The organism is Acidovorax sp. SUPP3434 (assembly GCF_030159015.1).
Lineage (GTDB): Bacteria > Pseudomonadota > Gammaproteobacteria > Burkholderiales > Burkholderiaceae_C > Paracidovorax.
The window spans coordinates 347828-367680 of sequence record NZ_BQXL01000003.1 but is presented as its reverse complement, the minus strand read 5'-3'; the positions used below and the strand labels follow the sequence as shown (position 1 = coordinate 367680).

At 70.1% G+C, this 19853-nt stretch carries 21 protein-coding genes; 14 read left to right on the top strand and 7 right to left on the bottom strand.

The annotated features are described in order from the left end of the window. Positions 1 to 39: 39 nt before the first annotated feature. The 10 genes from nadB to AVKW3434_RS08035 all read left to right on the top strand — a co-directional run bounded on the left by nadB (position 40) and on the right by AVKW3434_RS08035 (position 8787). The gene (gene nadB / locus AVKW3434_RS08080; protein WP_284405426.1) at positions 40 to 1629 is read left to right on the top strand and encodes an L-aspartate oxidase; all 1590 of its coding nucleotides are present in this window, start codon (positions 40 to 42) and stop codon (positions 1627 to 1629) included. A gap of 52 nt (positions 1630 to 1681) precedes the next feature. Further along, complete coding sequence (gene panD, locus AVKW3434_RS08075) at positions 1682 to 2062, top strand: aspartate 1-decarboxylase (protein ID WP_284393461.1); 381 nt, start codon at positions 1682 to 1684, stop codon at positions 2060 to 2062. 13 nt (positions 2063 to 2075) lie between these two features. Beyond that, entirely contained in the window at positions 2076 to 3401 is a 1326-nt protein-coding gene (gene bioA, locus AVKW3434_RS08070; protein WP_284405425.1) for an adenosylmethionine--8-amino-7-oxononanoate transaminase, read from the top strand. Further along, positions 3398 to 4090, top strand: a complete 693-nt coding sequence (gene bioD / locus AVKW3434_RS08065) for a dethiobiotin synthase (RefSeq protein ID WP_284393457.1) — start codon at positions 3398 to 3400, stop codon at positions 4088 to 4090. The genes bioA and bioD overlap by 4 nt, the downstream gene beginning before the upstream one ends. Then, the gene (gene bioF / locus AVKW3434_RS08060) at positions 4087 to 5310 is read left to right on the top strand and encodes an 8-amino-7-oxononanoate synthase (protein WP_284405424.1); all 1224 of its coding nucleotides are present in this window, start codon (positions 4087 to 4089) and stop codon (positions 5308 to 5310) included. The genes bioD and bioF overlap by 4 nt, the downstream gene beginning before the upstream one ends. Beyond that, positions 5307 to 5945, top strand: a complete 639-nt coding sequence (gene queE, locus AVKW3434_RS08055) for a 7-carboxy-7-deazaguanine synthase (RefSeq protein ID WP_284405423.1) — start codon at positions 5307 to 5309, stop codon at positions 5943 to 5945. The genes bioF and queE overlap by 4 nt, the downstream gene beginning before the upstream one ends. Positions 5946 to 5996: 51 nt before the next feature. Continuing rightward, positions 5997 to 6383 carry a 6-carboxytetrahydropterin synthase gene (locus AVKW3434_RS08050; RefSeq protein WP_284405422.1) on the top strand — a complete coding sequence of 129 codons (387 nt, stop codon included), beginning with the start codon at positions 5997 to 5999 and terminating at the stop codon, positions 6381 to 6383. Between the two features lie 57 nt (positions 6384 to 6440). Continuing rightward, positions 6441 to 6800 carry a 5-carboxymethyl-2-hydroxymuconate Delta-isomerase gene (locus AVKW3434_RS08045; protein ID WP_284405421.1) on the top strand — a complete coding sequence of 120 codons (360 nt, stop codon included), beginning with the start codon at positions 6441 to 6443 and terminating at the stop codon, positions 6798 to 6800. 178 nt (positions 6801 to 6978) lie between these two features. Next, positions 6979 to 8484, top strand: a complete 1506-nt coding sequence (locus tag AVKW3434_RS08040; protein ID WP_284405420.1) for an IQM protein middle domain-containing protein — start codon at positions 6979 to 6981, stop codon at positions 8482 to 8484. A gap of 18 nt (positions 8485 to 8502) precedes the next feature. Beyond that, positions 8503 to 8787: a hypothetical protein gene (locus tag AVKW3434_RS08035; RefSeq protein WP_272564997.1), complete on the top strand. Its 285-nt coding sequence runs from the start codon at positions 8503 to 8505 to the stop codon at positions 8785 to 8787. A gap of 143 nt (positions 8788 to 8930) precedes the next feature. Here the strand turns inward: AVKW3434_RS08035 and pabB are convergent, their stop codons facing one another. From pabB to nadC, 3 genes are all read right to left on the bottom strand, one after another. Further along, positions 8931 to 10718, bottom strand: a complete 1788-nt coding sequence (pabB, locus tag AVKW3434_RS08030) for an aminodeoxychorismate synthase component I (RefSeq protein WP_284405419.1) — start codon at positions 10716 to 10718, stop codon at positions 8931 to 8933. A gap of 81 nt (positions 10719 to 10799) precedes the next feature. Further along, on the bottom strand, positions 10800 to 11918 hold the full coding sequence (gene nadA, locus AVKW3434_RS08025) for a quinolinate synthase NadA (RefSeq protein ID WP_272564999.1): 1119 nt from the start codon (positions 11916 to 11918) through the stop codon (positions 10800 to 10802). A 76-nt stretch (positions 11919 to 11994) separates the two neighbouring features. Continuing rightward, the gene (nadC, locus tag AVKW3434_RS08020) at positions 11995 to 12861 is read right to left on the bottom strand and encodes a carboxylating nicotinate-nucleotide diphosphorylase (protein ID WP_284405418.1); all 867 of its coding nucleotides are present in this window, start codon (positions 12859 to 12861) and stop codon (positions 11995 to 11997) included. 63 nt (positions 12862 to 12924) lie between these two features. On the opposite strand from nadC, the gene panB reads away from it, so the two are divergent. Both panB and panC read left to right on the top strand, forming a co-directional pair. Next, positions 12925 to 13818, top strand: a complete 894-nt coding sequence (gene panB, locus AVKW3434_RS08015; RefSeq protein ID WP_284393419.1) for a 3-methyl-2-oxobutanoate hydroxymethyltransferase — start codon at positions 12925 to 12927, stop codon at positions 13816 to 13818. Between the two features lie 79 nt (positions 13819 to 13897). Further along, positions 13898 to 14746 (top strand): pantoate--beta-alanine ligase, encoded by an 849-nt coding sequence (panC, locus tag AVKW3434_RS08010; RefSeq protein WP_284405417.1) that lies wholly within the window; start codon positions 13898 to 13900, stop codon positions 14744 to 14746. A gap of 297 nt (positions 14747 to 15043) precedes the next feature. Here the strand turns inward: panC and AVKW3434_RS08005 are convergent, their stop codons facing one another. The 4 genes from AVKW3434_RS08005 to AVKW3434_RS07990 form a co-directional block, all read right to left on the bottom strand. Further along, positions 15044 to 16060, bottom strand: a complete 1017-nt coding sequence (locus AVKW3434_RS08005; RefSeq protein ID WP_284405416.1) for an NAD(P)H-dependent glycerol-3-phosphate dehydrogenase — start codon at positions 16058 to 16060, stop codon at positions 15044 to 15046. A 60-nt stretch (positions 16061 to 16120) separates the two neighbouring features. After that, entirely contained in the window at positions 16121 to 16582 is a 462-nt protein-coding gene (secB, locus tag AVKW3434_RS08000; RefSeq protein ID WP_092741496.1) for a protein-export chaperone SecB, read from the bottom strand. 120 nt (positions 16583 to 16702) lie between these two features. Continuing rightward, entirely contained in the window at positions 16703 to 16975 is a 273-nt protein-coding gene (grxC, locus tag AVKW3434_RS07995; RefSeq protein ID WP_272565005.1) for a glutaredoxin 3, read from the bottom strand. A gap of 52 nt (positions 16976 to 17027) precedes the next feature. Beyond that, positions 17028 to 17435, bottom strand: coding sequence for a rhodanese-like domain-containing protein (locus AVKW3434_RS07990; RefSeq protein ID WP_092741500.1), 408 nt, complete (start codon positions 17433 to 17435; stop codon positions 17028 to 17030). A gap of 71 nt (positions 17436 to 17506) precedes the next feature. Here AVKW3434_RS07990 and gpmA point away from each other — a divergent pair, with 71 nt between their 5' ends. Both gpmA and AVKW3434_RS07980 read left to right on the top strand, forming a co-directional pair. Continuing rightward, positions 17507 to 18250 carry a 2,3-diphosphoglycerate-dependent phosphoglycerate mutase gene (gpmA, locus tag AVKW3434_RS07985; RefSeq protein WP_272565006.1) on the top strand — a complete coding sequence of 248 codons (744 nt, stop codon included), beginning with the start codon at positions 17507 to 17509 and terminating at the stop codon, positions 18248 to 18250. 106 nt (positions 18251 to 18356) lie between these two features. Then, complete coding sequence (locus tag AVKW3434_RS07980) at positions 18357 to 19793, top strand: S41 family peptidase (RefSeq protein WP_272565007.1); 1437 nt, start codon at positions 18357 to 18359, stop codon at positions 19791 to 19793. Positions 19794 to 19853 lie beyond the last annotated feature (60 nt).

Below are 19853 nucleotides of genomic sequence, written 5' to 3'. Positions count from 1 at the left end.
GCCCCGGCCCGAACGCCCCACACGCCCACACGCACCACCATGCCATCCCACGATTTCGACGTTCTCATCATCGGCAGCGGGCTGGCCGGGCTGTCGGCCGCGCTGCACCTGGCGCCCACGCACCGCGTGGCGGTCATCACCAAGCGCGCGCTGCAGGACGGGGCCAGCGCCTGGGCGCAGGGCGGCATCGCCGCCGTGCTGGCCGAGGGCGACACCTACGAGGCCCACGTGCAGGACACCCTGGTGGCCGGGGCGGGGCTGTGCGACCTGGCCGCCACGCGCTTCGTGGTGGAGAACGCGCCCGAGGCCATCCACTGGCTGCAGGGCCTGGGCGTGCCGTTCTCGCAGGAGGACGGCGCCCTGCACCTCACGCGCGAGGGCGGCCACGGCGCTCGCCGCATCGTGCACGCCACCGATGCCACCGGCGCCGCCGTGCAGCGCACCCTGATCGACACCGTGCGCGCCACGCCCGGCATCACGCTGTTCGAGCAGCACACGCTGGTGGACCTCATCACCCCGCACAAGCTGCGCCGCGGCGGGCCGCAGCGCTGCCTGGGGCTGTATGCGCTGGATGAAGGCACCGACGAGGTCGTCACCTTCCGCGCGCCCCAGACCATCCTGGCCACGGGCGGCGCGGGCAAGGTGTACCTGTACACCACCAACCCCGACACGGCCACGGGCGACGGCATCGCCGCGGCCTGGCGCGCGGGCTGCCGCGTGTCCAACCTGGAGTTCATCCAGTTCCACCCCACCTGCCTGTACCACCCGCACGCCAAGTCGTTCCTCATCACCGAGGCGGTGCGCGGCGAGGGCGGGCGGCTCTTGCTGCCCCGCTCGGCCGGCGGCACGCGCTTCATGCCGCAGCACGACCCGCGCGCCGAACTGGCCCCGCGCGACGTGGTGGCCCGCGCCATCGACTACGAGATGAAGCGCCACGGCCTGGACTGCGTGCACCTGGACATTTCGCACCAGAGCCCGGCGTTCATCCAGGAGCACTTTCCCAACATCCTCGCGCGCTGCGCCGAGCTGGGGCTGGACATCACGAAGGAGCCCATCCCCGTGGTGCCCGCCGCACACTACACCTGCGGCGGCGTGCTCACCGACCTGGCCGGCCGCACCGACCTGCCCGGCCTGTTCGCCATCGGCGAGACCGCCTGCACCGGCCTGCACGGCGCCAACCGGCTGGCCAGCAACTCGCTGGTGGAGTGCATGGTCTTCGCGCGCGCGGCCGCCCAGGCGATCGCCGCCGGCAGCTTTGACGCCGTGCCCGACGTGCCGCCGTGGGACGACAGCCGCGTGACCGATGCCGACGAGTGCGTGGTCATCTCCCACAACTGGGACGAGCTGCGCCGCTTCATGTGGGACTACGTGGGCATCGTGCGCACCAACAAGCGCCTGGAGCGCGCGGCGCACCGCATCACGCTGCTGCAGGCCGAGATCGAGGAGTTCTACGCCCACTTCCACGTCACGCGCGACCTGCTGGAGCTGCGCAACCTGGTGCAGGTGGCCGAACTCATCGTGCGCTCGGCCCAGATGCGCCGCGAGAGCCGGGGCCTGCACTACAGCCGCGACTACCCCGAGCGGGCCGCCCCGGCCGCGCCCACCATCCTGGTCCCGCCGGTCCGCTGACCGCCCCACCGCCCCACCGCAAGCTCTAACCGTTTTCTTCGCCCCTCCCGCCATGCAACGCACCCTGCTGAAATCCAAGATCCACCGCGCCACCGCCACGCACTGCGAGCTGCACTACGAAGGCTCCTGCGCGATCGACGAAGACCTGCTCGACGCCGCGAACATCGTGGAGAACGAGCAGGTGCACATCTGGAACATCGACAACGGCGAGCGCTTCGTCACCTATGCCATCAAGGGCCAGCGCGGCAGCGGCATGGTGTCGGTCAACGGCTCGGCGGCGCGCCGCGCTGCCGTGGGCGACCTGCTCATCATCGCCGCCTTCGCCCAGGTCGAGGAAGCCGAGGTGGCCGCGCACCGGCCGCAGCTGGTGTTCGTGGACGCCGCCAACCGCCAGGTGGAACTGCGCCACCACGTGCCCACGCAGGCCCTGTGAAAGGCCACCCACGATGAACCAGGACACCCTCGTCGCCCGCAGCCTGGCCAGCGTCTGGCACCCGTGCACGCAGATGAAGCGCCACGAGGCCGACCCGCCCGTGGCCATCGCCAGCGCCCGCGGCCCGTGGCTGCACGGCACCGATGGCCGGCGCTACCTGGACGGCATCAGCTCTTGGTGGGTCAACCTCTTCGGCCACAGCCACCCGCACATCCAGGCCGCGCTGGCCGATCAGCTCGCGCGGCTGGACCACGTGATGCTCGCGGGCTTCACGCACGCCCCCGTGGTGGAGCTGTCCGAGCGGCTGGGCGCGCTCACCGGTCTGGGCCACGCCTTCTACGGCAGCGACGGTGCCGCGGCCACCGAGATCGCCCTCAAAATGAGCGCGCATTGCTGGCGCAACGCCGGGCGGCCGGGCAAGAGCCGCTTCGTGGGCCTGGCCGGCGGCTACCACGGCGAGACCGTGGGCGCGCTGGCCGTGACCGACATCGCCCTGTTCCGCGAGGCCTACGCCCCGCTGGTGCGCCTGGCGGCCACCGTGCCCAGCCCCGATGCGCGCGGCGCGCAACCCGGCGAGAGCGCGCTGGATGCGGCCCGGCGCGCCGCCCAGACGCTGGAGGTCTGGCTGGCCGAGCACCACAAGAGCACCGCCGCGCTGATCGTCGAGCCCCTGGTGCAGTGCGCCGCCGGCATGGCCATGCACGATGCCGAATACCTGCGCCAGGCGCGCGCGCTGTGCGACCGCTACGGCGTGCACCTGGTGGTGGACGAGATCGCCACCGGCTTCGGCCGCACCGGCACGATGTTCGCGCACCAGCAGGCCGGCATCCGGCCCGATTTCATCTGCCTGTCCAAGGGCCTCACGGGCGGCACGCTGCCGCTGTCGGCCGTGCTCACCACCGAGGCCGTGTACGCCGCGTTCTACGACGACGACGTGGCCCGCGGCTTCCTGCACTCGCACTCCTACACCGGCAACCCGCTGGCCTGCCGCGCGGCGCTGGCCACGCTGGAGTTGTTCGACCAGCTCGACCCGCTCGCGGCCAATGCCGCGCTGGCCGGGCGCATCGACGCCGCCTGCGCGCCCATCACGCAGCACCCGCGCGTTCGCCATGCGCGCCGGCTGGGCATGGTGTGGGCGTGGGACGTGCAGACCTCCCTGCCCGATTTTTCCCGCCGCTACCACCGCCACGCCATGGCGCGCGGACTGGTGCTGCGCCCCATCGGCAAAACGCTCTACGCCATGCCGCCCTACGTGCTCGACGACGAGGCCGTGCAGCACCTGGGCGATGCCGCCTTCGCCGCACTGCAGGCCACGCTGGCCGAGGAGACCACCCCATGAACCCGACCCCGGCATTCGCCTGCTTCGTCACCGGCACCGACACCGGCGTGGGCAAGACGCTGGCCTCGGCCGGCCTGCTGCACGCGCTGGCGCGCCACCACACGCGCGTCGTGGGCATGAAGCCCATCGCCGCGGGCGCCGAATGGCACCATGGCCAGCTCGCCAACGAAGACGCCCTCGCCCTGCGCGCCGCCTCCACCATCGCGGTGCCCCCGGCGCTGGACAACCCCGTGCTGCTGCCCGACCCGCTCTCGCCCCACATCGCCGCCGAGCGCGCGGGCACGCGCATCGACATCGCGCACATCGTGCGCAGCTACGAAGCGCTGGCGGCGCAGGCCGATGCGGTCGTCGTCGAAGGCGCGGGCGGGTTCCACGTGCCGCTGTCGGACACCGAGACCGGCGCCGACCTCGCCCAGGCCCTGGGCCTGCCCGTGGTGCTGGTGGTGGGCCTGCGGCTGGGCTGCCTGAGCCACGCCGCGCTCACGGCCGATGCCGTGCGCGCGCGCGGCCTGCCGCTGGCCGGCTGGATCGCCAGCCGCATCGACCCGCACATGCGGGCGCCGCAAGAAAACCTCGACTGGCTCGCGCAGCGCCTGGGCGCCCCGCTGCTGGCCGACATTCCCTACCAGGCCGTGCCGGACGCCCGTGCGCTGCCCTTCGACCTTCCCGCCGCATGGACGACCCGATGAGCCCCCGCCCCGACGCCGCCTCCTGGATCGACGAGTTTCCGGCACGCATCGCCGCGCTCGACGCCGCCCACCTGCGCCGCCGGCGCCGCGCCGTGGTGCCGGCCGGCGGCGCGCACCTGCTGGTCGATGGCGCGCCCATGCTGGCTTTTTGCAGCAACGATTACCTGGGCCTGGCCGGCCACCCCGCGCTGGCCGAGGCCGCCTGCGCGGGCGCGCGCGAGTTCGGCGTGGGCTCGGGCGGCTCGCCGCTGGTGAGCGGCCACAGCGCGGCCAACGCGGCGCTGGAGGCCGACCTCGCCCGCTTCGTGGGCCTGCCGCGCGCGCTGTACTTCTACGCGGGTTACGCCACCAACGCCGGCATCGTGCCCGCGCTCGTGGGCGAGGGCGATGCGCTGTTTTCCGATGCGCTCAACCACGCCTGCCTGATCGACGGCGCCCGCCTGTCGCGCGCCCGCATCCACCGCTACCCGCATGCCGACCTGGCCGCGCTGGAGGCCGCGCTGGCCAGCAGCCCCGCGCGCCGCAAGCTGGTCATCACCGATGCCGTGTTCAGCATGGATGGCGACGTGGCCGACATTCCCGCGCTGCTGGCGCTGTGCGAGCGCCACGACGCGCTGCTGCTGCTGGACGACGCGCACGGCTTCGGCGTGCTCGGGCCGCAGGGGCGCGGCGCGCTGGCCGAGGCGGGCCTGGTCGGCGCGCAGGCCTCGCGGCGCGTGCTGTACATGGCCACGCTGGGCAAGGCCGCGGGCGTGGCCGGTGCCTTCGTCGCGGGCGACGACGCCTTGATCGAATGGCTGCTGCAAAAGACGCGCAGCTACATCTTCGCCACCGCCGCGCCGCCGCTGCTGGCGCGCGCGCTGCAGGCCAGCCTGGCGCTCATCGAGGCGGAGGATTCGCGCCGCGAGCACCTCGCGCGCCTCGTCCAGCGCCTGCGGGACGGCCTCGCGCCGCGGCTGCAGGGCACGCACTGGCAACTGGGCGAGTCGCGCACCGCCGTGCAGGCCGTGGTGATCGGCGCCAACGACGAGGCCCTGGCCGCCATGGAAGGCCTGCGCCAGCGCGGCCTGTGGGTGCCCGCCATCCGCCCGCCCACCGTGCCCGAGGGCACGGCGCGCCTGCGCATCGCCCTGTCAGCCGCGCACACCGAGGCCGACGTGGACCGCTTGCTGCAGGCGCTGGCCGAGCTGGCGCCCGCCGCCGTGGAGGCCCTGGCATGACCTACAGCGTCAAGGAAATCTTCTACACCCTGCAGGGCGAGGGCGGCCAGGCCGGCACGCCCGCCGTGTTCTGCCGCTTCGCGGGCTGCAACCTCTGGAGCGGCCGCGAGGAAGACCGCGCCAGCGCCGTCTGCCGCTTCTGCGACACCGACTTCGTGGGCACCGACGGCACCCTGGGCGGCAAGTTCGCCACCGCAGACGCGCTGGCCGAGGTGATCGCCGCCCAGTGGCCCGCGCACGATGCCGCGCACCGCCTGGTCGTGCTGACGGGCGGCGAGCCGCTGCTGCAGGTGGACACGGCCTTCATCGACGCCCTGCACGCGCGGCGCTTTCGCATCGCCGTGGAGAGCAACGGCACCGTCGCCGCGCCGCCCGGCATCGACTGGCTGTGCATCAGCCCCAAGGCCGGCGCGCCCTGGGTGCAGCGCAGCGGGCAGGAACTCAAGCTGGTGTGGCCCCAGCCCGGCTTCGACCTCGCCGCGCTCGAGTCGCAGACGCAGTTCACGCACCGCTTCCTGCAGCCCATGGACGGCCCGGAGCAGGCCGCCAACACCGGGCGCTGCATCGCCGCCTGCCTGGAGCGCCCCGCATGGCGCCTGAGCCTGCAGACCCACAAGCTCACGGGCATCCGCTGAGCCCCTTTCCCCGTACCGTTTTTTCGCCCCGTTCCCGCCCGTTCGCCGACCATGCAGTTCACCGTCCACCAGCGCTTTTTCTTCGATGCCGCGCACACCTTGCAGCGCGAGATCGAGGCCGAGGGCAGCCGCCGCATCCACGGCCACACCTACCACGCGGAGGTGGCCGTCACCGGCCCGCGCGATCCCGCCACCGGCATGGTCATCGACCTGGGCCACCTGCGCCAGCGCCTGGCCGCCGTGCGCGAGCAGCTCGACCACCACTGGCTGGACGAGGTGCCCGGCCTGGGCACGCCCACGCTGGAAAACCTGTGCCGCTTCATCGCTCAGGCGCTCGATGGCATGCAGCCACCTGCCAGCCGCGTGCGCGTGTGGCGCGAGGCGCTGGGCGACGGCTGCGTGCTGGAGCTGGCGCCGCCCGGCCCGGTGCCGGGCTGAGCCCATCCGCCCTCTTCCCCTTCCCCGTCTTTCATCCCACCCCGCAGGAGAACCGCCATGCCCCACCTCGTCATCGAATACAGCCAGAACCTGGCCGGTCTGCCCGAAGCCCAGATGCTGGCGGAACTGAACCAGTCCCTCACCGCGAGCCCCGAGATCCAGAACGAGGCGGACCTCAAGTCCCGCTTCCTGCGCACCGACCGCTTCGAGATCGGCACCGCCCCCGCCGACCGCGCGTTCGTGCATGCGCAACTGCGCCTGCTGTCCGGCCGCTCGCCCGAGGCCAAGCAGGACCTCGCCGGCCGAGTGGCCGACGTGCTGCGCCGTCTCACGCCCCGGCCCGAAGGCGTGATGGTGCAGCTCAGCGTGGAGATCGTGGACATGGACCGCGGGTCCTACGTGAAAGAGCGGCTTTGAGCCCCACAGGGCTCCAGCGCAATCAACAGTAAGGCATCTTGCTACAAAATAAATAGCAATTCCGCCTGCCGGGATTAGATGGCTTCGCAAGCCGCGCAGGAGATTCGGGTTCTGCCGAGCATTCCATGGTGCTGGCCGGATGATGAAAATCATTCGGAAACCAAGCCACAGGGCTGCCATGAGACCCCTCCCCAACGCGATACCTGCCCGGCTCCATCAGCTCCGCCCTTCAGCGCTACAGGCGGCACGACCGGCCGGCGTCGAGCCGGAGAAGCCGGCCACCGGCACATCCGATTCGGCATTGCCAGGGCCGCTCAGGCCCCGGCCCAAACTGAACAGCGCGTCGTCCGCCCTGCAGCCCCGCGTTCAGATCAAACTCGGCGATGGGACGAAAATCCCGCTGAACGATGCGTTGAAGCTGCTTTCCGCCGCTGGAAAACCGGGCGCTCCCGCAGCAGGCGCTGCGGCGCCGGGACGCATCAGCGCGGCAGCCGTCCTGCAGTCGGCCAAGCCGACTTCGCTGCTGGCCAGCGGCGGGGCGGGAGCAACGGTGTTGCCGCAGGCGCGGCCCTCTGTGGCGATGCCGCAACCCAGCGCACCGCAAGGAGGATTTCCCGCGCAGGCCGCACCTGCGTCGTCGCCACAGGATGAGCCCGTCCTGGCGATGCCCTGGATGGGCCATCCACCGCCTCAGGCCGCCCCAACCATGGCGTTTCACCCAGGCTTTCAGACACCGCCCCAGCCGGCACACCCGCTGCATCCACCACAAAACCAGCCTTTCACCGGCTTCGCGTCGCTGTTCCCGGGCGGCCCACAGCCCGCTTTCGCCCCCGTGCTGCAGCAAGCCCCCCACGGCCTGCAGGGCGCACCGGGGAATTCGCCCTGGCCTCCCGCCGAGCACGCCGTACCACAAAACCAGCCTTTCACCGGCTTCGCGTCGCTGTTCCCGGGCGGCCCGCAGCCCGCTTTCGCCCCCGTGCTGCAGCAAGCCCCGCACGGCCTGCAGGGCGCACCGGGGAATTCGCCCTGGCCTCCCGCCGAGCACGCCGTCGGTCTGGCCTCCATGCTGCCAGGCGCCACCACGGCAGGTCCTGCCCCCTCGCAGGCCGTTCATGAAGCGCCGCAAATCTGGAATCCGGCCAACCCGCCCACGCCCCACGTCGATCCCTTTGAGGACAAACGCCTTTCATCGAACGCAGTGCCGCCCACGGCCAAGTTCCAGCACAACGTTGCCCTCTTTGCCGAGTACGACGGCGAGCACCTTCAGGGCAACAAGACGTGGGCGACTTCCGTCACCTATCTCAATGCAGAGCAGCGTCAGCAATTCAAGCTGACGGTGAAAGACGGAAAGATTTTTGACGCGGAAGGCAAGCCGTTCGATACCCGCAACGGCAAGACGGCATGCTTCGGCGGAGGCGCGGGCAAGGCGATCTTCGTCATGGATCACGATGGCAACCTGTATGCGTCCAATTACCATGCGCCCGGCAAGTTCCACCATTCGAGTTTCCTGGCCGGCCAACCGGTGGCGGGTGCGGGAGAGATCACCGTGCACAACGGCGAGATCCAGTCCCTGACCCGCAACAGCGGACACTACCGCCCCAGCGCAGCCCAACTGGAGCAAGTGGCCCACAACCTTAGCTCCCAGGGCCTGAGCAATTTCGTGGTCGACCAGAAGATTCAGTAAGTAGCCGGAAAGAAAAACATGGATACCGTCAAATTTCTTCGCATCCCCTTGAGCATGATCGACTACGTCGGCGACCTCGATGCCTTTCAGGGCCTGACCGCCGAACAGCTGGCCTCGCTGCCCGAGGAATACACGCCCGACGAAACTGCCGGCATCATTGCCAGTCTGCGTTTCGCGGCAGAGCATCCCGAATTCGACTTCGCTTCTTTGCTGCCGGGGATCAGCGCCTCCAACGGCCAGATCCACGTCTTTCTGGTCAAGATCTACCGCTCGTTTCAGGAAGCAGGCCTGGCCCCGCTCTGAACTGGTTCTCCGATGGATGGCCCGGACTGCAGCCCCTGATTTTCCTTGAAGCCTGACAGGGCTCCAGCGCAATCAGTACTAGGGCATGCCGCTACAAAATCAGTAGCACAACCCAGAGCCAGGGGCCTTCGGCCCCGCCGGCTTCAGGCCTGCAGCGTGGCGTCCAGCCAGCCCCGCAGGCTGTTCACGAACGCCCAGGCCCGCACCTGTGGCACCTCCTCCACGCGCAGCACGGCCTCGGTGACCCGGCCTTCGCGCAGGGCCACCGCGCGGCCCACGCCGGGCAGCAGGCCGCAGGACAGCGGCGGCGTGACCCACCGGCCGTCGGCCCGCAGCGCCGCGATGCAGCCGCGCGTGCATTCGGTGATCTCGCCGGCCTCGTTCCACAACAGCGTGTCGAACACGCCCTCGGCCTCGGGTGTGAAGGCGTCGTAGTGCGCCCGGCGCGTGGTCTTGTGGCGCACGAATTCGCCGTGCGCGCCTTCCAGCGGGCGCGTGGCCAGTTGCAGGAGCACCGGCACGGTGGTGGGGGCCATCGCCCAGGCCTCGGCGCGCGGGTGGCCCGCCGCATCGAGCAGCAGGCGCGCGCGCCACAGCCCGGTGGGGTGAGCCTGGGCCAGCGCCTCCAGGCAGGCCTGCACGCGCGCCGCGTCGAAGGCGTGGCCGAAGTGCGCGGCCGAGGCGGCCAGCCGCGCCACGTGGTCGGCGCGGTGGCGCAGCACGCCGTCCTCCAGCGCCAGGGTTTCCAGCAGATCGAACGGGGCGCTGGCGCGCTGCAGGAAGGCGCTCTTGTGCTGCCACTCCTGCCACTCCGCCGCGGCCTGGGCGCCGGAGGTGATGCCGCTGCCGATGCCGCACCGCGCGTCGCGGCCGCGCAGCGTCACGGTGCGGATGGGCACGTTGAAGGTGGCGGCCACGGCGCCCTCACCGTCCGGCCGCACGATGCCCACCGCGCCGCAGTACACGCCGCGCGGCGCGGGCTCCAGCGCGTGGATGGCCTGCATCGCCCGCACCTTGGGCGCCCCGGTGATGGAGCCGCACGGGAACAGCGCGGCGAACACGTCGGCCAGCGTGGTGCCGGCGCGGGTGCGGGCCTCGACGTCGGACGTCATCTGCCACACAGCCGGCAGCGCCTCGGTGTGGAACAGCGCGGGCACGCGCACGCTGTGCGGCTCGGCGATGCGCGAGAGGTCGTTGCGCAGCAGGTCCACGATCATCACGTTCTCGGCGCGCTCCTTGGGCGAGGCGCGCAGCGCGGCGGCCTGCGCGGCATCGTCCTCGGCCGTGGCGCCGCGCGGCGCCGTTCCCTTCATGGGCCGCGCGAGCAGCGAGCCCCCGCGCCAGTCGAAGAACAGCTCGGGCGAGACGGACAGGATCTGCTCGGCGCCGCCGTCGATGCACGCGGCATAACCGCCCGGCTGGGCGCGCTGCAGCGCGGCGAACAGCGGCAGCGCCGCCTGCGCCCCGCCCACCGGCGACACGGTGCCCCGGATCGGCGCGGTGTAGTTGACCTGGTAGAACTCTCCGGCCGCGATGGCCTGGTGAAGGTGCGCCAGGGCGGCCTCGAACGCGGCGCGCTGCGGGCGGGTGTGCCAGTCCACCGTGGGCGCTCCCGCGCCGCCACCATCGCCATCGCCGGGGGAGACTGGGGCATCGGGCCAGGGCAAGGCTCGGTCGAACACAGCGAACCACGCCAGGGGCCCGTCGGCCGGATGCGTGCGCAGCGCAGCGTCGAACGCGCCGGCCGCCTCGTAGCGCAGGTAGCCCAGGCACCAGGCCCCGGCGCGCGCCTCGGCCTCGGCCGCGTCCAGCACGGCGCGCACCTCATGCGGCGCCTGCGCCACCAGCGTGCGGCGCGGCGCGGCGAACGCATGGCGCAGGCGCGGCCCGGCCGGGTGGCGCGGGTCGGAGAAGTCGATCCTGAAATTCACGTCAAAACAGGCCCATGCCCTAGAAAATCATGCCTTGATAGCTATTAAATCGATAGCAAATAGATCCCATGGAGGTGCGCGTCATGCCGCGCCGATGTGGGGCACCAGCGCGCCCAGGGGCTGCCCACCCTTGAGCGCGGCGGTGAAGGCCAGCATGCGGTCGATGGGCTGGCGCGCGCGCGGGATGAGCGCCGGGTCCACGTGGATGGCGTTGGCGCCGGTTTCCAGCACGCGGGCCACGTCGGCCAGGCCGTTCATGGCCATCCAGGGGCAGTGCGCGCAGCTCTTGCAGGTGGCGCTGTTGCCGGCCGTGGGGGCCTCGTGGAAGGTCTTGCCAGGGTTGAGCGCGCGCAGCTTGTGCATCATGCCGTTGTCGGTCGCCACGATGAATTCGCGCGCATCCATCTCGCGCGCGGCCTTCAGGATGGCGGAGGTCGAGCCCACGGCATCGGCCAGCGCCACCACGTCGGCAGGGCTCTCGGGGTGCACGAGCACCTTCGCCTGCGGGTGCGCCGCCTTCAGCGCCTGCAGTTCCTCGGCCTTGAACTCGTCGTGCACGATGCAGGCGCCGTTCCAGAACAGCATGTCGGCGCCGGTCTGCTGCTGGATGTAGGCGCCCAGGTGGCGGTCGGGCGCCCACAGGATCTTGTGGCCCGCCGCCTTGAGCGCGCCCACGATCTCCAGCGCGCAACTGGAGGTGACGAGCCAGTCGGCGCGCGCCTTCACGGCCGCGCTGGTGTTGGCGTAGACGACCACGGTGCGGTCCGGGTGCGCATCGCAGAACGCGCTGAACGCATCGGCGGGGCAGCCCAGGTCGAGCGAGCAGGTGGCATCCAGGTCGGGCATGAGCACGGTCTTCTCGGGCGACAGGATCTTGGCCGTCTCGCCCATGAAGCGCACGCCCGAGACCACCAGCGTCTGCGCGGCATGGTCGCGCCCGAAGCGCGCCATCTCCAGCGAATCGCTGACCAGCCCGCCGGTTTCCTCGGCCAGGTCCTGCAGGTCCGGATGCACATAGTAATGCGACACCATGACGGCGTTCTTCTCGCGCAGCAGCCGCCGGATGCGGTCCTTGAGCGCGGCGCGTTCGGTGGGCGAAGGCTCGGCGGGCACGCGGGCCCAGGCGAACTTCGTGGAGCAGACGGCGCCGTCTTCGGGCTGCTCGTACTCCACGTCCTTGATGGCGGTGGGGGTCGTCATGGGGTGGGTCTTTCGGCCGCGGCGGCAGGGCGCGGCGCCAACACGTTATCTCAGGTCCGGAGGATGGCCGGATCGGCTAGGCAATGTCCTGCATGCGCATCGAGAAATCGATGGCCTTCACATCCTTGGTCAGCGTGCCGATGGAGATGCGGTCCACGCCGGTCTCGGCCAGGGCGCGCAGGCCTTCGAGCGTCACGCCGCCGGAGATCTCCAGAATGGCGCGGCCGGCGTTCCGGCGCACGGCCTCGTGCAGCATCGGGAGCGGCATGTTGTCCAGCAGCAGCATCGTCGCGCCGGCATCCAGCGCCTCCTGCAGTTGCTCCAGCGTCTCGACCTCGATCTCCACGAAGGCTGCCTGCGCGGCCACGGCCTGCGCGGCGCGCAGCACGGCCGACACGCCACCGGCGGCGGCGATGTGGTTTTCCTTGATGAGCACCGCGTCGTGCAGGCCGATGCGGTGGTTGGTGCCGCCGCCCGTGCGCACGGCGTATTTCTGCGCCAGCCGCAGGCCGGGCAGGGTCTTGCGCGTATCGACGATCTGCGCCCGCGTGCCGCGCACGGCCTCCACGTAGGTCGCCGTCTTGGTCGCCACGGCCGACAGCAGCTGCAGGAAGTTCAGCGCCGTGCGCTCGGCGCTCAGCAGCGCGCGGGCGCTGCCCTCCACCTCCAGCACCACCTGGTCGGGCGCGCAGCGCTCGCCTTCCTGAACGTGCCAGGTGATGCGCGCGGCCGGGTCCAGGGCCCGCACGGCCGCCTCGGCCCAGGGGCCGCCGCAGATCACCGCGCTTTCGCGGGCCAGCACGCGGGCGCGCACGCGGCGCGCCGGGTCGATCAGGCCGGCGGTGAGGTCGCCGGCGCCCACGTCCTCGCGCAGCGCGCGGGCAACGTCGTCCTGGGCCAGCGATGCGATGCCGCCGTCCAGGGAAAGGGGGGATTTCGTCATGGGCGGCAAGCATAGCGGCATCGCATAGACTCGCCGCACTTTCGGCCCGGCCCTGCCCATTTCATGACCACTGCCATCCCCAACGCCTCCGCTTCTTCCGCGACGCCCTACGGCACGCTGCCGCCCGCCTCTCCGCTGCCCGAGCGCCGGCCCGTGAGCCTGCCGCGACTGCAGCAGATGCGCGAGGCCGGCGAAAAGATCACCATGCTGACCGCCTACGACGCCACCTTCGCCGCCATGGCGGACGCGGCGGGCGTGGAATGCATCCTGGTCGGCGACTCGCTCGGCATGGTCTGCCAGGGGCTGCCCAGCACCGTGGGCGTGTCGCTGGACACCATGGCCTACCACACGGCCAGCGTGGCGCGCGGCCTGCACCGGGTGCAGGGCACGGCATGGCTGATCGCCGACCTGCCCTTCGGCACCTACGCCGAAAGCCGCGAACAGGCCCTGCGCAGCGCCTGCACGCTGATGCAGGCCGGCGCGCACATGGTCAAGCTCGAAGGCGGCGGCTGGACGGCGCCGACGGTGGAGTTCCTGGTGCAGCGCGGCGTGCCCGTGTGCGCCCACCTGGGCCTCACGCCGCAGACGGTGCACGCCCTGGGCGGCTACCGCGTGCAGGGCAAGGGCGACCTGGCCGCGCGCACCCTGCGCCAGCAGGCGTCCGAGCTGCAGAACGCGGGCGCCACCATGCTGGTGCTGGAGATGGTGCCCGCGGCGCTCGCCCGCGAACTCACGGCCGAGCTGCCCCACTGCCACACCATCGGCATCGGGGCCGGCAGCGGCACCGCCGGCCAGGTGCTGGTGCTGCACGACATGCTGGGCATCCACTTGGCCAAGATGCCGCGCTTCGTGCACGACTTCATGCAGGAGGCGGGCAGCGTGCGCGGCGCGATGCAGGCCTATGTGCAGGCCGTCAAGGCCGGGCGCTTTCCGGACGACGCCCTGCACGCCTGGTAGGGCGGCCCGCGCTCGGGCCGCCCCTTCGGCCCTTACCTTCCTTTTCCTGCAGCCCTCTTTTTCCGATCGGGGATGACCCATGCTCATCGCACACACCGTGGCCGAACTGCGCCAGGCCCTCGCGGGCCGGGGCCGGCCCGCCTTCGTCCCCACCATGGGCAACCTGCACGCCGGCCACATTTCACTGGTTGAGCAGGCCCGCCCGCTGGGCGACGTGACCGTGGCCAGCATCTTCGTGAACCGCCTGCAGTTCCTGCCCCACGAGGATTTCGACAGCTACCCGCGCACCTGGGACGCCGACTGCGCCCAGCTGCGCGAGGCCGGCTGCGACCTGCTCTTCGCCCCGCGCGAGGCCGACCTGTACCCCGAGCCGCAGACCTTCAAGGTGCATCCCGACCCCGCGCTGGCCGACATCCTGGAGGGGCACTTCCGTCCCGGGTTCTTCGTCGGCGTCTGCACGGTGGTCATGAAGCTCTTCGCCTGCGTGCTGGGCGCGAGCGGCGGCACGGCCGTCTTCGGCAAGAAGGACTACCAGCAGCTCATGGTGATCCGGCAGATGGTGCGGCAGTTCGCGTTGCCGGTGGACGTGGTGGCGGGTGAGACGCGGCGCGCGGACGACGGCCTGGCCCTCAGCTCGCGCAACGGCTACCTCGGGGCGCAGGAACGGTCGCGCGCCATGCAGCTGGCCCAGGCCCTGCGCGCACTGGCGGACGGCTTTCTCGCGGGCGGGGGCGATGCCGGCGAACAGGAGCGGCAGGCCCTGGACGCGCTGCGCCGCCAGGGCTGGGCACCGGACTACCTCACCGTGCGGCGCCGCCACGACCTGCAGCCGCCCGAGGCCGGCGGCGCGGCCGGCGCGGGCACGCTGGTGGCCCTGGGCGCGGCGCGGCTGGGCAACACGCGACTGATCGACAACCTGGAATTCTGAAGGGCGCACCGCAGCGGGCGGTGCATCGCCGCGAAGGCGCGGCTCGGCCTCTCCTGCACCGCCGGTAGGCTCGGGACTACGCGCGCAGGTCACCACGCCGCACAGGGGCGCCCAGGGGTGGCCTTTAAGGTTGATCCATCGACCAACCACTCTTCAGGAGAACTTCCATGCCTGTCATCCTCTGGCTTCTCGGCGTCCCACTGTCCCTCGTGCTGCTGCTCATGCTCTTCGGCGTGCTCTGAGCATCAACCCCTGCAACGGGCAAAGAAGCCCGGTGGCAGAGCTTTCAAAGGCCCTTCAAGGCCGCGAGAGTTCCGCCACCGGGCTTCTGCCCATGAGCAGCGCCACCGCATCGCGCGGCGTTCTCTGCCCGTCCAGCAACGCCACCACCGCCTCGGTGATCGGCATGTCCACCTGCAGATGGCGCGCACGCGCCAGCACCGTCCGGGCGCTGTAGACGCCTTCGGCCACATGGCCGAGCGAATCCACCGCCTGGGCCAGCGTCAGCCCCTGCGCCAGGGCCTGGCCCACGCGCCGGTTGCGCGACAGGTCGCCCGTCGCGGTCAGCACCAGGTCGCCCAGTCCGGACAAACCCATGAAGGTATCGGGCCGCGCACCCAGCGCCAGCCCCAGCCGCGTCATCTCGGCCAGGCCGCGCGTGATGAGGGCGGCACGGGCGTTGAGCCCCAGGTCGAGCCCGTCGCACAGCCCCGTCGCGATGGCCAGCACGTTCTTCACCGCACCGCCCACCTCGACACCGACGATGTCGTCGTTGGCGTACACCCGCAGCGTGGGGCCATGGAACGCGTCCACCAGCAGATCGCGCACGGCGGCGTGCGGGCTGGCCGCCACCAGCGCCGTCGGCTGGCCGCGGGCGGCCTCCTGCGCAAAGCTGGGGCCGCTCAGTACCCCGCTGCGCAGGCCGGGGGCGACCTGCGCGCACACCTCGTGCCCCATCAGGCCCACGGCGCTGCCGCCCCGCGGCGCTGCCTCGAACCCCTTGCAGAGCCAGGCCACCGGCACGTCCAGGGCGCTCAGCACCTGGAGCATGCCGCGCAGCGCGGACATGGGCGTCGCGACCACGACCAGATCGGCGCTGGAGGCCAGCGACAACGGGTCGCCCGCGCTCAGCGCCAGGGAAGAAGGGAGTTCGATGTCCGGCAGATACCGGGCGTTCTGCCGTGTGGCCTGCATGCCGGCCACCTGCTGCGCGTCGCGCGCCCACAGGGTCACGGCATGCGCCGATGGGTGCGCTGCCGCGCTGACGGCCATGGCCGTGCCCCAGGCCCCGGCCCCCAAGACGACGATGTTCATTCGTTCGTGTGCCCGAGGTTCACGCGGGAGGCGCAACGGCCTCCCGGCGCTGCACGCTGCTTACTGCGTGATGATGGGCGACGGCGCTGCGGAGGCCACCTGGGCCTGCTGCTGCTCGTACATGGCCTGGAAGTTGATTTCGGCCAGGTGCACGGGCGGGAAGCCGGCGCGCGTGATGGTGTCGGCCACGTTGCCGCGCAGGTAGGGGTACACGATCTGCGGGCAGGCGATGCCCATGATCGGGCCCATCTGGTCTTCGGGGATGTTGCGGATCTCGAAGATGCCGGCTTGCTTGGCCTCGACCAGGAACACGGTCTTGTCCTTGATCTTGGTCTGCACGGTGGCGGTCACGGCCACTTCGAAAATGCCATCGGCCACCGGCGTGGCTTCCACGCCCAGCTGGATGTCCACGCTGGGCTGTTCCTGCTCCAGCAAGATTGCGGGCGAGTTGGGCTGCTCCAGGGACAAGTCCTTCAGGTACACGCGCTGGATCTGGAACACGGGATTTTCTTCGGTAGCCATGGTGTCGGTCTTTCAGTCAGAACACTATTCGACAAAACAAAGCCCGCTGGGGAAAACACTCCCCGCAGCGGGCACTTGGGGCTGCATTATGCAGCGCCGCAGAAACGGAAAAGCGGCAGTTCAGGCATCGGCCTGGGCACCGCCGAGCAGCGGCATCAGGCCGCCCCGGCCGTCGAGCGCGACCAGGTCGTCGTGCCCGCCGACGTGCGTGTCGCCGATGAAGATCTGGGGCACGGTGCGGCGCCCGGTGATTTCCATCATGTGGCTGCGGGCCACGGGGTCGAGGTCCACGCGGACTTCCTCGATCTCCTCCACGCCCTTGGACTTGAGGATCTGCTTGGCCCGAATGCAGTAGGGGCAGACGGCGGTGGTGTACATCTTCACGGCTTGCATGGGAGGGCCTTCCTGCTCAAAAAATGGCTACACAGCACACATTGCGGCCAACTCAGGCCTTTTCAACCGGCATGCTGGCGTCTTTCCACGCTTTCAGCCCGCCCGCCAGCGCCTGGGCATTGTCGTAGCCCAGCTTTTTGGCGATGCCCACGGCGCGCTGGGCCCGCGGGCCCTTGGCGCAAACCAGCACGATCGGCAGGGCCTTGTTCTTGACCACCTGGGGCAGCCGCTCTTCCAGCTGGTTCAGCGGGATGTTCTTGGCGCCGCCCACGTGGCCCGCGGCGAATTCGTCGGGCTCGCACACGTCGATCACCACGCCCTTCTCGCGGTTGATGAGCTGCACGGCGCGCGCCGCCGTGAGCGAGCCGCCGGTGGCATCCTTGAGCAGCGGCACCAAAAGCATGCCGCCGGAGGCCAGCGCGATAAAGAACAAATACCAGTTGTCGATGATGAATTTCACGTCAGTCCTAGGGTTGGCAAACCGCTCAATTTTAGAATGCTGGATTTTGACCCGCCTGCTCTAGGGAAACCATGCACCAACTCGTCCTGATCCGCCACGGAGAATCCACCTGGAACCTCGAGAACCGCTTCACCGGTTGGACCGACGTCGATCTGACGCCCACGGGCGTGGAACAGGCCAAGAGCGCAGGCCGCCTGCTGAAGGCGGAAGGCTACGAATTCGATCTGGCCTACACCAGCATGCTCAAGCGCGCCACGCGCACGCTGTGGCACACGCTCGACGAGATGGACCGCACCTGGCTGCCGGTGCACCACAGCTGGCGCCTGAACGAGCGCCACTACGGCGCCCTGCAGGGCCTGAACAAGGCCGACATGGCCAAGCAATACGGCGACGCGCAGGTGCTGGTGTGGCGCCGCAGCTACGACACGCCGCCGCCAGCGCTGGAAGCCGCAGACCCTCGCAGCGAGCGGGGCGACCTGCGCTACGCCAGCCTGGCCCCCGAGCAGATCCCACTGACGGAGTGCCTGAAGGACACCGTCGCGCGCGTGCTGCCGTTCTGGAATGAGTCCATGGCGCCCGCTATCCGCGCCGGCAAGCGCATCGTGGTCGCCGCGCACGGCAACTCGATCCGTGCTTTGATCAAGTACCTGGACGGCATCTCGGACGACGACATCGTCGGCGTGAACATTCCGAACGGCATCCCCCTGGTCTATGAACTCGATGCGGACCTGAAACCGCTGCGCCACTACTACCTGGGCGACGCCGAAGCCGCCGCCAAGGCCGCGGCCGCGGTGGCATCGCAGGGCAAGGCGTAAAGTCCGTGTAAAGGCGGCCCGCACAGCGCAAAAGTCGCTTCCAGCGCGGAACTGCACTGGGGGCAATCTTTCCAAGGTGTATATTGAAGCGGCAAAGGTGTTTTTAATGGGCCACAAACTGAAAATCGCAGGTTGGGTGTCGATCGGCGTCGTCGCCGGGGCACTGACCACCGTCTCCCTGCAGACGGTGGCGCGCGGCGCGATGACGCCGCTGCCGCTCGAGGAAATCCAGCAGCTGTCCGCCGTGTTCGGTCTGGTGAAGACCGATTACGTCGAGCCGGTCGATGACAAGAAGCTCATCACCGACGCGATCTCGGGCATGGTGTCCAGCTTGGATCCGCACTCCCAGTATTTCGACAAGAAGTCCTTCAAGGAATTCCGCGAAGGCACTTCCGGCCGCTTCGTGGGCGTCGGGATCGAGATCACGCAGGAAGACGGGCTCATCAAGGTCGTCTCGCCCATCGAAGGCTCGCCTGCCTTCCGTGCCGGTCTCAAGACGAACGACCTGATCACCAAGATCGACGACACCGCCGTGAAGGGCCTGGCCCTCAACGATGCGGTCAAGAGAATGCGCGGCGAGCCGAGCACCCAGGTCACTCTGACGATCTTCCGCAAAGACGAGAGCCGCACGTTCCCGGTGACGATCACGCGCGAGGAGATCAAGACGCAGTCCGTGAAGGGCAAGGTGATCGAGCCCGGTTACGGCTGGATCCGCCTTTCGCAGTTCCAGGAGCGCACAGTGGACGACTTCGTTCGCAAGATCGAAGAGGTCTATCGCCAGGAGCCCAACCTCAAGGGCCTGGTGCTCGATCTGCGCAACGACCCGGGCGGCCTGCTGGATGCGGCCGTGGCCGTGTCCGCCGCCTTCCTGCCCGAGAACGTCACCGTGGTGACCACGGACGGACAGCTGGCGGAAAGCAAGGCCACCTTCAAGGCGGCGCCAGAGTTCTACCAGCGCCGCGGCAATGGCGACCCGCTCAAACGTCTGCCTGCCGCCCTCAAGAGCGTGCCCCTGGTGGTGCTGGTCAATGAAGGCTCGGCCTCTGCCAGCGAAATCGTGGCCGGCGCCTTGCAGGACCACAAGCGCGCCACCATCATGGGCAGCCAGACGTTCGGCAAGGGGTCGGTGCAGACGGTGCGCCCCCTGGGTCCGGACACCGGCATCAAGCTGACCACCGCGCGCTACTACACCCCCAGCGGCAAGTCCATCCAGGCCAAGGGCATCGTGCCCGACGTGATGGTGGATGAAAGCGCCGAAGGCGATGTGTATGCATCGCTGCGCATGCGTGAGGCCGATCTCGAAAAGCACCTGACCAGCGGCCAGGGCGAAGAGAAGAAGGACGAAGCACGCGAGAAGGCCCGCGAGGAAGCGCGCAAGCGCCTTGAAGAAGAAGCCAAGAAGCCCATCGCCGACCGCAAGATGCCGGAGTTCGGTTCGGACAAGGACTTTCAGCTGGCGCAGGCCCTCAACCAATTGAAGGGCCAGTCCGTGCTTGTCAGCAAGACGCAGACTGAACGCAAGGAAGAGAAGAAGGAAAACTAAATCCCTTCTGGATTCACCGACGGCCGGGCGCCTTTCAGGCGCCCGGCCTTTTTCATGGCC

What these genes read in the sequence shown, in the direction of transcription:
- nadB (WP_284405426.1), top strand. Translation starts at nt 40, where the DNA reads ATGCCATCCCACGATTTCGACGTTCTCATCATCGGCAGCGGGCTGGCC.
- panD (WP_284393461.1), top strand. Translation starts at nt 1,682, where the DNA reads ATGCAACGCACCCTGCTGAAATCCAAGATCCACCGCGCCACCGCCACG.
- bioA (WP_284405425.1), top strand. Translation starts at nt 2,076, where the DNA reads ATGAACCAGGACACCCTCGTCGCCCGCAGCCTGGCCAGCGTCTGGCAC.
- bioD (WP_284393457.1), top strand. Translation starts at nt 3,398, where the DNA reads ATGAACCCGACCCCGGCATTCGCCTGCTTCGTCACCGGCACCGACACC.
- bioF (WP_284405424.1), top strand. Translation starts at nt 4,087, where the DNA reads ATGAGCCCCCGCCCCGACGCCGCCTCCTGGATCGACGAGTTTCCGGCA.
- queE (WP_284405423.1), top strand. Translation starts at nt 5,307, where the DNA reads ATGACCTACAGCGTCAAGGAAATCTTCTACACCCTGCAGGGCGAGGGC.
- AVKW3434_RS08050 (WP_284405422.1), top strand. Translation starts at nt 5,997, where the DNA reads ATGCAGTTCACCGTCCACCAGCGCTTTTTCTTCGATGCCGCGCACACC.
- AVKW3434_RS08045 (WP_284405421.1), top strand. Translation starts at nt 6,441, where the DNA reads ATGCCCCACCTCGTCATCGAATACAGCCAGAACCTGGCCGGTCTGCCC.
- AVKW3434_RS08040 (WP_284405420.1), top strand. Translation starts at nt 6,979, where the DNA reads ATGAGACCCCTCCCCAACGCGATACCTGCCCGGCTCCATCAGCTCCGC.
- AVKW3434_RS08035 (WP_272564997.1), top strand. Translation starts at nt 8,503, where the DNA reads ATGGATACCGTCAAATTTCTTCGCATCCCCTTGAGCATGATCGACTAC.
- nadA (WP_272564999.1), bottom strand. Translation starts at nt 11,918, where the DNA reads ATGACGACCCCCACCGCCATCAAGGACGTGGAGTACGAGCAGCCCGAA.
- nadC (WP_284405418.1), bottom strand. Translation starts at nt 12,861, where the DNA reads ATGACGAAATCCCCCCTTTCCCTGGACGGCGGCATCGCATCGCTGGCC.
- panB (WP_284393419.1), top strand. Translation starts at nt 12,925, where the DNA reads ATGACCACTGCCATCCCCAACGCCTCCGCTTCTTCCGCGACGCCCTAC.
- panC (WP_284405417.1), top strand. Translation starts at nt 13,898, where the DNA reads ATGCTCATCGCACACACCGTGGCCGAACTGCGCCAGGCCCTCGCGGGC.
- AVKW3434_RS08005 (WP_284405416.1), bottom strand. Translation starts at nt 16,060, where the DNA reads ATGAACATCGTCGTCTTGGGGGCCGGGGCCTGGGGCACGGCCATGGCC.
- secB (WP_092741496.1), bottom strand. Translation starts at nt 16,582, where the DNA reads ATGGCTACCGAAGAAAATCCCGTGTTCCAGATCCAGCGCGTGTACCTG.
- grxC (WP_272565005.1), bottom strand. Translation starts at nt 16,975, where the DNA reads ATGCAAGCCGTGAAGATGTACACCACCGCCGTCTGCCCCTACTGCATT.
- gpmA (WP_272565006.1), top strand. Translation starts at nt 17,507, where the DNA reads ATGCACCAACTCGTCCTGATCCGCCACGGAGAATCCACCTGGAACCTC.
- AVKW3434_RS07980 (WP_272565007.1), top strand. Translation starts at nt 18,357, where the DNA reads ATGGGCCACAAACTGAAAATCGCAGGTTGGGTGTCGATCGGCGTCGTC.